This window comes from Rhodococcus sp. EPR-157 (assembly GCF_001647195.1).
Taxonomy (GTDB): Bacteria; Actinomycetota; Actinomycetes; order Mycobacteriales; family Mycobacteriaceae; genus Rhodococcoides.
The window spans coordinates 1-11,390 of the sequence record NZ_LVCV01000684.1; the positions used below are offsets into that span (position 1 = coordinate 1).

The following is an 11,390-nucleotide window of genomic DNA, read 5'->3' on the forward strand; positions in this document are numbered from 1 at the left end:
CGAGACCACCGATGTTGGCGGCGGTTGCTATCGCGGGGGCTTTCGAGCGCCACTTGTCCGGAACGAGTTCGACGAGCGTGACCGTCGCGGTGCCGACGAAGATGCCCGCCGACAACCCGGACAGGACTCGTCCGATCAGCAGTGCGGTGAGTGAACCGGCGAAGACGAACACGAGCGCACTCGCAATGCCTAGCGCCACTCCTGCGAGCAGAAGTGGCCGTCTGCCAAGGGAATCCGACCAGCGGCCGAATGCCAGAAGTGCCGCCAGCACACCGAGCGCGTAGGCGGCGAAGATGATCGTCACCACGAGCACCGAGAAGCCGAACTCCGCCTGATAGAACGAGTACACCGGGGTGGGCATCGTCGTGCCCATCATCGCTACCGCAAAGGCGTAGGTGATCGCCACGAAGGCGAGTGGTCTGCTCACGAGCAGACCCTACTGCCTCCAAGCCGTGTGGGTCAGAGGCTATGACTCAGAGGCTACGGGTGGAGGGTCGCTGGCTCAGGGGACGTACACGGTCCCGATCGTCGGTAGGAAACCACAGGTGCGGGACGGAGCCGCGGGATCTTCCTTCGACTGCGTGGTGATCGAGCCCGATACGACGGCGAGTACTCGGCCCGGACCGGTGTCGGCGATGGCGGACAGGGTCGCCGGGCCGTCAGGATTGATGTTGGACGCGCCCGTCAGGTCCTGTGTGCCGGTGCGACGGTTGTCGAGGTTGAGCCACGTGACGGTCAGCGGCGCTTCTTGGGTCTGCGCGATGGGTGCGGTGCCCAGCGCAGTGAACACGAAGCCTGCCTGGCCTGCCGGCGGACCGGGAGGGGGAAGTGTTGCAGGACCGGGAACGGCGAGGGCAGTGCCCACGGAATCCGCGCTGTCCGAGATGCAGCCCTTACCGATGGTCGGGTACAGGAACTGTGCAATGACCGGTCCGTCGGAGGGAGGTAGCTCGGGGCCGCCGCCGCCGGATCCGTCGAGGAACGTGATGACCCTCTCGAGGGTGGACTTGACCGAGTCCGGCAATGCCGAGCTTTCCAGGAGTGCGCGTGCTTGGCCGAGGAGATCGGCCTGGGGAGCAGCGGCGACGTCCGTCGGACCGGCAGCCGCACCGAGGATTGCGGGAGCGAACGAGGCGAGTGCTTCGATCTGCGCGTAGTCGGGGAGCGGCTGATCAGGGGTAGGGAGGAAGAACGGAGGGAGCTCCGCGGCCGGTGGTGCTGGTTCTGCTGACGCCAGAGCCGGCGCCGTCAGCACGGCAGCCAATGCCACAGCTGCAACGGTGACGGTCCTGCGCGTTACCCCGGTACGAAGCACTTGATATTCCCCATCCTGATCGAAAAGCGGGCCGTCAATCGGTTGCTGGCTCGAGGGGTCACTCTATGTATCGGACCCAACGTTGTACAGCCGATGTCACCCTTTGCTGCAAACGGACAATAGCCTGTTACTGAAGTGAATAGTGTGGTTGGTGATGCAAATGTTATTTGTGACTATTGAGCAGCGGCCGGTTTTGATTCTGTGAACCGCTCGTTCAGCCCGATTCGGGCTTGCCTATAGGCTCGGCTGTCGATCCGCACTTTCGACTCACCACGGGAGCAGACAAACGTGAACCGCCTGGTTCGATATGCCCCGTTCCTGCTGGCCCTGTCGGTACTCGCGCGGTTCGTCTGGGCCTTTGCGACGCCCAATGGAATGAACCTCGTCGACCTGCACGTCTACGTCGACGGCTCGGCAGCTCTGCTCCGCGACGATCTCTACGACTTCACATACTCGAAGGAGACGCCGGACTTTCCGCTTCCGTTCACCTACCCACCGTTCGCGGCGCTCGTGTTCTTCCCGCTGCACTATCTGCCGTTCTCGTTCGTCGGCGTGTGCTGGCAAATCGCCACGATGATCGCGCTGTTCGTGCTGATCAAGCTCAGTATCGGGCTCGTGGTCGGCGACGATGTCGCCCGTTCGTCGCGGTGGACACGAATCGCGATGCTGTGGACCGCGTTGGCACTCTGGACCGAGCCGGTGCGTACGACACTGGACTACGGGCAGGTCAACGTCTTCCTTGTACTCGGTGCCATCGTCGCGATCCGTAGTTCCAGGTGGTGGCTGGCGGGCGGGCTGATCGGATTCATCGCCGGGATCAAACTGACACCGGCCATCACCGGCCTCTACTTCCTCGCGACCAAGCGCTGGAAGGCAGCCGCGTTCTCCGCAGTCGCCTTCGCGATCACGGTCGCTGTCAGCTACCTGGTGCTGGGCAACCAGGCGTCGACCTACTTCACGACACTGCTCGGCGACGCGGACCGAATCGGCCCGGTGGGATCGGTGTGGAACCAGTCGCTGCGCGGCGCGATGAGCCGCATCGTGGGGCGCGACGTGGACACCGGCGCTGCATGGATGGTGGCAGTGCTCGTTGTCGCTGTTCTTGCGTTCCTCGCCTGGCGGGCGCTGCGGCGCGACGATCGACTCGGAACGCTGATCATCGTCCAGCTGCTGGGGTTGTCGGTATCGCCGATCTCCTGGTCACACCACTGGGTGTGGGTGCTGCCACTGCTCGTGTGGCTGCTACACGGACCCGATCGACACCTGCTCGGCACCCGGCTCGTTGCCGGGTACTGGCTTGTCACCACGGTCGTCGGCGTTCCCTGGGTACTCAGCTTTTTCCAGGAGTCGATCTGGCTCGTATCGAGGCCGGGAGTGCTGGCCTGGCTCGGAGCCGTCGACATGCTCGGCGTCCTGTTGGTCTACGGATGGACCATCTTTCTCGGCAGGGGCAGGATCAGTCGTCGGGAAGAAGGGAATCGATCTCGTGAGCCAAACGCACGTCCTTCTGCGTGAGACCGCCCTCGGAGTGAGTCGACAACGTGAAGTGGAGTTTGCGCCACCTGATGTCGATGTCCGGATGGTGGTCGGCAGCCTCTGCAGCCGCGGCAACGCGCGAAACGAACTCGATGGCAACCGGAAACGTCGGCAACTCGACCGTGCGGGTGATCGACCTTCGGTCGAGAGTCCACTCCGGCAGCCCGGTGAGAGCGTCATCGATCTCGGCGTTGGACAGTAGATTCGTCATGCAACCGATCGTGTCACCCCACGGGCAGCGCCGTGCCTGATTCTCACTCCGCAGGCTCCATAGGCTCCGATCCTGTGCTGGTCGTCGCAGGCGCCCTGATCGCCGACGGGCTACTACTGCTCGCCCAGCGCTCCCGCCCACCTGAGCTGGCCGGGATGTGGGAACTGCCAGGCGGCAAGGTCGAACCGGGGGAGTCGCCGGAAGCTGCTCTAGCGCGTGAACTGCGCGAAGAACTCGGCGTCGAGGCCGTGGTGGGGGAGCAATTGTCCGGCGACGTGGACCTTGCCGGACGGTTGGTTCTCCGCGCCTACCGAGTCGAGTTGGTGTCAGGAACGCCTGAACCGCTCGATCATTCGGATCTTCGGTGGGTCGATGCCCGCGGACTCGTCGCCGCCGACCTGGTCGACGCCGATCGAACCTGGGTGCCGGAACTGAGCGGGATGCTCAGGCAGCCCGAGCCTTCTTGAGGCCCTTCTTCAAATCCTTACCCGATGCGCCCGTGTCCTCGAGCTTCTTCATCCGCATGATGACGACCGGACACTTGAGGCAGCGCGTCTTCTTGCGGCAGCATTTCTTCTTGGGTTTGAGGCCCGAGACGTCCTTGGCCTTGACCTTGCCCATTGATCTCGCTCCGCATTTCTCTTCAATTTCAAGGTGAACTTCTGGCCAAGAGTACTGCGTGGTGCAGGTCACCCTGCGGCAGCGGGTAAACTCGGCCGGTCGCGAGAATCTCGCGGTGCAGCGCGCTTCTCTAGCGACATAAGCCCGCTAGCGAACAAGAGCCCGCATTCGACCCAGGAGAATTTTTCGCGTGAGCGCCCCAAGCAGTGCAGACAACATCGATGCCACCACAACGTTCCGCAACGTAGCAATCGTTGCACACGTCGACCACGGTAAGACCACGCTGGTCGACGCCATGTTGCGGCAGTCCGGCGCGTTCGAGGAACGCGCCGAAGCGATCGACCGCGTCATGGACTCGGGTGACCTGGAGAAGGAAAAGGGCATCACGATCCTGGCCAAGAACACGGCCGTCCACAAACGCAACGCCGACGGCACCATCACCGTCATCAACGTGATCGACACGCCCGGCCACGCCGACTTCGGCGGAGAGGTCGAGCGCGGCCTGTCCATGGTCGACGGCGTCGTCCTGCTCGTCGATGCATCCGAGGGCCCGCTTCCGCAGACCCGCTTCGTGTTGCGTAAGGCGCTTGCCGCCTCGCTTCCGGTGATCCTTGTCGTGAACAAGACCGACCGTCCCGACGCGCGTATCGAGGAGGTCGTGTCCGAGAGCCACGATCTGCTGCTCGACCTGGCATCGGACCTCGACGACGAAGCCTCCGAGGCTGCCGAGCTGGCTCTGGACTTGCCCGTCCTCTACGCCTCCGGCCGCGAAGGCAAGGCATCGAAGGTTCAGCCCGAGAACGGCAACGCTCCCGATGCCGAGAACCTCGACGAGCTCTTCGAGGTCCTGCTGAACTACGTCCCCGCGCCCAAGGGCAACGTGGACGCACCGCTGCAGGCCCACGTCACCAACCTCGACGCGTCGGCCTTCCTCGGCCGTCTCGCCCTGGTCCGCATCCACAACGGCGAGCTCAACAAGGGCCAGACCGTGAGCTGGATGCGTGAGGTCGACGGCGAGCCCGTCGTACAGAAGGCCAAGATCACCGAGCTGCTCAACACCGTCGGCGTCGAGCGCGTCCCCGGTGAGCGCGGTGTCGCAGGTGACATCGTCGCAGTTGCAGGTTTCCCGGACATCATGATCGGTGACACGCTCGCCGACCTCGAGAACCCGGTGGCGCTGCCCCGCATCACCGTCGACCAGCCGGCCATCTCGGTCACCATCGGCACCAACACCAGCCCGCTGGTCGGACGCGTCAGCGGCCACAAGCTCACCTCGCGGATGGTCAAGAGCCGTCTGGACCAGGAGCTCATCGGTAACGTCTCGCTCAAGGTGCTCGACATCGGGCGTCCCGACGCCTGGGAGGTCCAGGGTCGTGGCGAGCTCGCGCTCGCCATCCTCGTCGAACAGATGCGTCGTGAAGGCTTCGAGCTCACCGTCGGTAAGCCGCAGGTGGTCACCCGCCAGGTCGACGGCAAACTGCACGAGCCCTTCGAAGAGCTCACGATCGACACCCCGGAGGAGTTCCTCGGTGGCGTCACGCAGCTTCTCGCTGCCCGCAAGGGCAAGATGGTTCAGATGACGAACCACGGCGCAGGGTGGGTTCGGATGGAATTCATCGTTCCGTCGCGTGGTCTCATCGGATTCCGTACCGACTTCCTCACCGACACGCGCGGCACCGGTATCGCCAACGCTGTCTTCCATGGTTACGCACCGTGGGCGGGCGAGATCCGTGCACGCCACACCGGTTCGCTCGTCTCGGACCGTCAGGGCACCGTGACTCCGTTCGCGATGATCCAGCTCGCCGACCGCGGCACGTTCTTCGTCGAGCCGGGTGCGGACACCTACGAGGGCATGGTCGTGGGAATCAACCCGCGTCAGGAAGATCTCGACATCAACGTCACCCGTGAAAAGAAGCTGACCAACATGCGTCAGTCTTCGGCCGACGTCATGGAGACCCTGGCCAAGCCGAAGAAGCTGGACCTGGAAATGGCCATGGAATTCTGTGCAGGCGACGAGTGCGTCGAGGTGACCCCCGAGGTCGTCCGCGTCCGCAAGGTGCACCTCGATTCCAACGAGCGCGCTCGCGAGCGTTCGCGCAGCAAGTCGCGTGACAAGGCTGCTCTGTAAACTCGCGGAACCCGCCCGTGCGTGTGTAGTTGCGTTCGAAACGTAGCTACACACGCACGGGCTACGACGAAGGAGCGGCTATTGCGGCGGGTGCACTCCCTTGGTATCGGAGCTATTGCGTTGGTTCTCGCAGCGTGTACGGCCAATCCGCCGCCTCCCGTCGAGAGTGACCCCACCCCCGTCTCGACGACGACCACAGTTCCGGCTCCCACGGAGACCGGCGACCCGGTCGTAGTCGCCATCGACGACGTGGGCATCGGCTTCAACCCGCACCTCTTGTCGGATCAGTCGCCCGCGAACTCCGCGGTGAGTGCTTTGGTCCTACCCAGCCCGTTCCGCCCCGTGGTCGACCCGGAAAATCCGGACAACACGATCTGGCTGCCGGACTCGACGGTTCTGGTCTCCGCCGAGGTGACCTCCCAGAATCCGTTCACCATCACTTACCAGCTTCGCGACGAAGCGCAGTGGTCCGACAGCGCGCCCATCGCGGCCGAGGATTTCCGCTACCTGTGGCAGCAGATGATTTCGCAGCCCGGGGTCGTCGATCCGGCGGGGTACGCCCTCATCGACAACGTCGCGTCGTCCGGCGGTGGCAAGACTGTGAATGTGACCATGAAGCAGCCATACCCCAATTGGCAGCGACTCTTCGCCGATCTGCTCCCCAGTCACCTGCTCAAGGACTCGCTCGGCGGCTTCGAGACCGGTTTGGCCGACAACGTCCCGGTCTCGGGCGGACGGTTCACCGTCAAGTCGATCGACCGAGGGCGTGACGAAATTCTGCTCGAGCGCAACGACCGCTTCTGGGGTGAGCCGGCCTTGCCCTTCCAGATACTTCTTCGACGTGGTGGCACGGCCGCTCAGCTTGCCGATTCCCTGCGCTCGGGCGACGCGCAGGTGGCGCAAGTCCGGTCGAGTACAGCGACCAACGCTCAGCTTGCAGCGATACCCGGAGTCCGAACGGATTCACGTCTGCAGCCGCGCGTCCTCGACCTGACCCTCAACGGTCGGGTTCCCTTGCTCGCTGATCCAACTGTGCGAGAAGGGATCATGGGTCTACTGGACTCGTCGTTGCTGTCGACGGTCGCTGCAGGTTCGAGTTCGGCCGATCATCCGGCACTCGCGCAGCTGACGAGTCCCTCCGATCCCGAGTACGCCCCGACCGCCCCCGCAGCCATCGGGCGAGATGCCGCCGTCGCATTGCTCGAGCGTGCCGGCTATGTCGCGCTGCCCGACGGTAGTCGCGGAAAAGGCGTTGTGCCAGTCGAATTCGTCATCGGCGCGGTGGAGAACGATACGATCGCGCTCGCAGTTGCGAACACCGCAGCGGACCAGCTCGCCGGAGTCGGCATCGATGCGAGGGTGACCCCGTTGCCCGCAGAGGAGCTCTACGGCACGGCATCGAGTCAGGGGGAGGTGGACGCGATCGTGGGTTGGTCGAGTGTCGGGCTCGATCCCGCGACCGTCATGGCCTCTCGGTTCGGTTGTCCCGCAGCTCAGTCGAAGGTTCCCGAAACCGAAGTCTCGCAGGAGAATCCGTCCTTGACCCCGCCCAGCAACTTGTCCGGACTGTGCGTGCCAGAACTGGAAGATTCGGTCGGGCGTGCTCTGCGAGGCGAGCTTTCGGAAGCGGCACTACGATCCGAGGCGGAGCCCAAGTTGTGGAAGCTGGCTGCGGTGCTGCCTATCGTTCAAGACTCGTCCGTCGTTGCAGTCAACAGCGGAGTGTCGGGTGTGTCGTTGGCAGGCCCGATCGAGGTCGGAATCTTCGGTGACGCCGCCACGTGGATGAGGACCGAAATCAAGTGAGATTGCTGCTCGTTCATGCGCATCCGGACGACGAGACCATCACCACCGGCGGAACGATCGCGCGCTATGCGCAGGCGGGCGTCGAAGTCACGGTCCTGACCTGTTCGCTCGGCGAAGAGGGTGAGGTCATCGGGGACACGTGGGCGCGCCTCGTCGCCGACGATGCGGACCAGCTCGGCGGCTACCGAATCCTCGAATTACACAGAGCGCTCGACATTCTTGGCGCTCAGCCCCCCAGATTTCTCGGGGGAGCCGGGCGTTGGCGGGATTCCGGAATGGCCGGAACCTCCGCAGCGGCCAATCCGCGCGCGTTCGTCAACGCCGACCGCGACGAAGCATTGACGGCGATGTTGGCGGTCATCAGAAGCGTGCGCCCCGACGTCGTCGTCGGCTACGACCCGGAAGGCGGGTACGGCCACCCGGACCACCAGCAGGTCCACTCGCTTGTGACCGAGGCGTTCGACATCGCCGGTTCGGATCGTTATCGGGCGGCCGGGTCACCGTGGACTCCGCAGAAGTTCTACTGGACGGTGACCGGCGCGCATCAACTCCGCGACGGCATCGCCGCGATCTCCGAGGTGCCAGAGGGGTGGCGGATGCCCGAGGACGGTGAGCTCCCCAGCGTTCCGGAGGATGTAGTCACCACGTCGGTGGATATCCGAGGTGTGTTCGACCGCAAGCGCGACGCTCTGCGTGCGCACGCGACCCAAGTGACGGTGGCGCCGTCGGGCGTCGAATATGCGCTGTCGAACAACATCGCGCAACCGATCCTCGACGTCGAACAGTACGTTCTGGTGCGTGGTGCGCGCGGCGACGACGTCGATGAAGCGGGTAGGGAGACCGACTTGTTCGCGGGCGTACTAGGATATGACTTCGATCACTAGTCGGCTGACAGCAGGGGTGGGACACACAAGATGTACAACTGGATCGTGCAGGACGCCATCGTCGCGTTCGTGAACTCGCTGAAGCCGGACTTTCCGCGCCAAGAGATGCTCTATCAGAACGGTTTGACCGATCTTGCGTCAGCCCTGAGCCACTTGCTGACCGCTTTGGGATACCCGCCGGTCTCCTGAACTCGCTGCATACGACAGTATTGGGTGCATGATCTCGAAGGCCGCATCCAATGCTGTCGTCCTCGTTTCGCGGGCAACTCTTGCAGTACTGATCTTCGACGGTTTCCTGTGCGGCATCCTGTCGGTCTTCTTCCTACCCACGTACCTCGGCCCGGTACCGTTCCCGGTCAGCGCACTGCTGGCGGGTATCGCGAATGTGACGCTGCTGTTCGCGGCTCGCAAAGTCGCCGAGAAACCGTTGGCGATCGCATCCCCGCTCATCGGGTGGTTCACCGCGATCCTGGTGTGTATGTTCGGCGGCCCCGGCGGCGATGTGCTGTTGCTGGCGGATTGGCGCACGGCATTTCTGCTGCTCGGCGGTCTGATTCCGCCTGGGATCCTGTTGTTCAGCTGGCGGCTGAAGACACTGACAGCCCCGCATGCGAACCCGCAGCCCGGAGCACATTCTCGATCATCGACGGGGTCAAGCGTCCGGTGAAGGTGTTCTGCTGGCTGACGTGGTAGCTGCCGAACAGCCGGACTGCGGAATGACCTGGTGTTTCCGCGATATCGACCTCGACGCCATGGCCGAATTTCGGGTTGGGACGCGGTATGTCCCAGCCGTTCTTCCGGAGAACCGGCAACAGTGACTGCCACCCGAAGCCGCCGAGTACGACGATCGACTTCAGCGTCGGCTTCAGTAGCCCCAGTTCGACGTCGAGCCATTTCTGGCATCGATCACGTTCGGTGACGGTGGGCTTGTTGTCCGGCGGTGCGCAGTGCACCGGAGCGGTGATTCGCACACCGTGCAGCGTCAGACCGTCGTCGATGTGCGTCGAGGTGGGTTGATTCGCCAGTCCGACGGCGTGGAGCGCGGCATAGAGCACGTCTCCGCTGCGGTCCCCGGTGAACATTCGTCCGGTGCGGTTCGCGCCGTGGGCGGCGGGAGCGAGACCGACTATCAGTACCTTGGCGTCGGCCGGTCCGAATCCGGGGACTGCTCTGCCCCAATAGGTCTCGTCACGGAACGCTGCCCTCTTCTCGGTGGCGACCTTTTCACGCCAGTTGACGAGCCGTCGGCAGGCGCGGCACCGGGACACCGCAAGATCGAGTTGGGCAATGGTCTTGGGAGTCAGCGCACCCATTTGTCGCCGGCTCCCGGGGTGACTGCTTCGACGAGCGCCCATGCCTGATCGGCCGGAACGTCGAGGACTTCATAGTGTCCGACGCCTGCCGGTGTCGCCGCGATGATCGTCGCGACTCCTGCGCGTCGCTGGAAGAACGTCTGGCGAACAGTCCATCCGATGATGCCCGCGGCTTCGAGGCTGTGTCGGGTCCGATCCAGGGAGCCGTGCTGAGTGATCAACCACCCGGGAAGCACGGCGTGGCCGAGCCCGCGATATCGGTCCCAGGCGACGAATACTGCGCCGACGAGCACGATCGCCGCAGCCAACCACGCAATCGTCGGGATCGGTGCGCCGAGGGCCCTGGCAACTGCCAGGCCCGCCCCGAGCATGACGACCGGACCTACAGCCCGGGTGTATCGCCGGCGTCGAGCGGCGGGGCCGTGTGATTGCAGCGGCTTCTGCGCGTCGGCGTGCAGTCCTGCGTCGCCGAGGACTGTGGTCATCATGCGCCGTGCCTCCGCCGCGGGCGCCTGAGGCAGCAGCAGGGATGACTCCTTCTTCTCAGCGCTGACGCCCGTCATGATGGCATCGAGTGTGGCGCCTTTCGCGATACGAAGCAGCAGTGGTTCCGACAGTGAGGTGCCTCGAAGGCGCTTCCTGTCGAGTGTCGTCGATTGGGTTCGGAGCAGCCCGTGGGCAACGTGCAACCGGGTGCCGTCGTCGGTGACCGAGAGGTTTCCGTACGCGATCAGGTAGCGCGCGCACGCGAACAGGCTCGCAACTATCAGCAGGATCAACAGGCCGACGACGATCACGAGTGCGATTCCGAACCGTTCGGCGGAGTCGATGCTGTCGGCCACGACCGAGGACTCGGTGATGCGTTCGCCGAATCCGTACTGAAACAGAATCCCGACCGCTGCGGCGATCGTGACGACACCGGTGAACGAGAACGGCGCGAAGCGCACCCAGGATGTCCGCCAATGCGCGATCTCCGTCTCGACCGGAGGTGGTGCGTCCACGGGGCGTGGGGATCGGGTGACCGTCTCCAGTAGTTGCTCGCGGAGAGCAGGTACAGCTTTCGAATCCAGAGCGTTGAGCTCGAATTTTTCGCCCTTGCCTGCTTGCTGTCCGGTGCCGATGCGCAGGATCGACAGACCGAGTACACGATGCAGGACGCCGGCCTCGACGTCGACGGAACGAATGCGGCTCCGCGGGACCGATAGCAACTTCTTCTGGAAGACACCGGTTCTCAGCTGTACGTGGACCGGTCCGATTCGATAACTCGTGGTGAACCAGCGGAGGATCGCGAACACGACAACCACCGCCACGATGATCAGACCCCACAGGTGGTTGCCGCTCTGACTACCGAGGATGAACGAGACCAGCAGCACGGGAAGGACCTTGACTGCCTCGTTGACCGGATGGACAAGGAGCATCCGCTTGTCCAACCGCAACCACGGCTGCTGCTCTTCCTCGGCGAGAAGCTCGGGGGCAGGCTCGCTTCGCTCGGTGACATGGTCGCTTCGCTCGGTGACATGGTCGCTTCGCTCGGTGCTCATGTGGCGTCGCCCAGAGTGCGACCGGCGATCTCGGT

General features: G+C 64.0%; 13 protein-coding genes. 7 read left to right on the forward strand and 6 right to left on the reverse strand.

Annotated features, from left to right (window positions below; genetic code table 11):
- Positions 1–427, reverse strand: a 427-nt coding sequence (locus A2J03_RS29310) for an MFS transporter (RefSeq protein ID WP_156520652.1), incomplete at its 3' end; no start/stop codon positions are given.
- A gap of 75 nt (positions 428–502) precedes the next feature.
- On the reverse strand, positions 503–1,315 hold the full coding sequence (locus A2J03_RS29315; RefSeq protein WP_068381734.1) for an Rv1157c family protein: 813 nt from the start codon (positions 1,313–1,315) through the stop codon (positions 503–505).
- Positions 1,316–1,603: 288 nt separating this feature from the next.
- On the opposite strand from A2J03_RS29315, the gene A2J03_RS29320 reads away from it, so the two are divergent.
- Complete coding sequence (locus tag A2J03_RS29320; RefSeq protein ID WP_068381736.1) at positions 1,604–2,830, forward strand: mannosyltransferase; 1,227 nt, start codon at positions 1,604–1,606, stop codon at positions 2,828–2,830.
- Here A2J03_RS29320 and A2J03_RS30280 read toward each other — a convergent pair.
- Complete coding sequence (locus A2J03_RS30280; protein WP_082898163.1) at positions 2,772–3,062, reverse strand: 4a-hydroxytetrahydrobiopterin dehydratase; 291 nt, start codon at positions 3,060–3,062, stop codon at positions 2,772–2,774. The genes A2J03_RS29320 and A2J03_RS30280 overlap by 59 nt on opposite strands.
- A 32-nt stretch (positions 3,063–3,094) precedes the next feature.
- Between A2J03_RS30280 and A2J03_RS29330 the strand changes: the two genes are divergently transcribed.
- A complete protein-coding gene (locus tag A2J03_RS29330) occupies positions 3,095–3,529 on the forward strand; it encodes a (deoxy)nucleoside triphosphate pyrophosphohydrolase (protein ID WP_068381745.1) in 435 nt (144 codons plus the stop codon).
- On the opposite strand, the gene A2J03_RS31370 is transcribed toward A2J03_RS29330, so the two are convergent.
- Positions 3,507–3,683: a hypothetical protein gene (locus A2J03_RS31370; protein WP_197481028.1), complete on the reverse strand. Its 177-nt coding sequence runs from the start codon at positions 3,681–3,683 to the stop codon at positions 3,507–3,509. The genes A2J03_RS29330 and A2J03_RS31370 overlap by 23 nt on opposite strands.
- Positions 3,684–3,873: 190 nt before the next feature.
- Here A2J03_RS31370 and typA point away from each other — a divergent pair, with 190 nt between their 5' ends.
- The 5 genes from typA (at position 3,874) to A2J03_RS29350 (ending at position 9,168) form a co-directional block, all read left to right on the forward strand.
- Entirely contained in the window at positions 3,874–5,811 is a 1,938-nt protein-coding gene (gene typA, locus A2J03_RS29335; protein WP_068381746.1) for a translational GTPase TypA, read from the forward strand.
- A gap of 90 nt (positions 5,812–5,901) precedes the next feature.
- Complete coding sequence (locus A2J03_RS29340; protein WP_442971425.1) at positions 5,902–7,617, forward strand: ABC transporter family substrate-binding protein; 1,716 nt, start codon at positions 5,902–5,904, stop codon at positions 7,615–7,617.
- Positions 7,593–8,501 (forward strand): N-acetyl-1-D-myo-inositol-2-amino-2-deoxy-alpha-D-glucopyranoside deacetylase, encoded by a 909-nt coding sequence (gene mshB, locus A2J03_RS29345; RefSeq protein ID WP_068381756.1) that lies wholly within the window; start codon positions 7,593–7,595, stop codon positions 8,499–8,501. The genes A2J03_RS29340 and mshB overlap by 25 nt, the downstream gene beginning before the upstream one ends.
- A 30-nt stretch (positions 8,502–8,531) precedes the next feature.
- Complete coding sequence (locus A2J03_RS31375) at positions 8,532–8,690, forward strand: hypothetical protein (protein ID WP_197481029.1); 159 nt, start codon at positions 8,532–8,534, stop codon at positions 8,688–8,690.
- Positions 8,691–8,718: 28 nt separating this feature from the next.
- Positions 8,719–9,168, forward strand: coding sequence for a hypothetical protein (locus tag A2J03_RS29350; RefSeq protein ID WP_068381751.1), 450 nt, complete (start codon positions 8,719–8,721; stop codon positions 9,166–9,168).
- Here A2J03_RS29350 and A2J03_RS29355 read toward each other — a convergent pair.
- Entirely contained in the window at positions 9,077–9,814 is a 738-nt protein-coding gene (locus A2J03_RS29355) for a uracil-DNA glycosylase (protein WP_068381754.1), read from the reverse strand. The genes A2J03_RS29350 and A2J03_RS29355 overlap by 92 nt on opposite strands.
- On the reverse strand, positions 9,802–11,232 hold the full coding sequence (locus tag A2J03_RS29360) for a PH domain-containing protein (protein ID WP_231912767.1): 1,431 nt from the start codon (positions 11,230–11,232) through the stop codon (positions 9,802–9,804). Before A2J03_RS29360 ends, A2J03_RS29355 begins: the two co-directional genes overlap by 13 nt.
- Between the last annotated feature and the right edge of the window lie 158 nt (positions 11,233–11,390).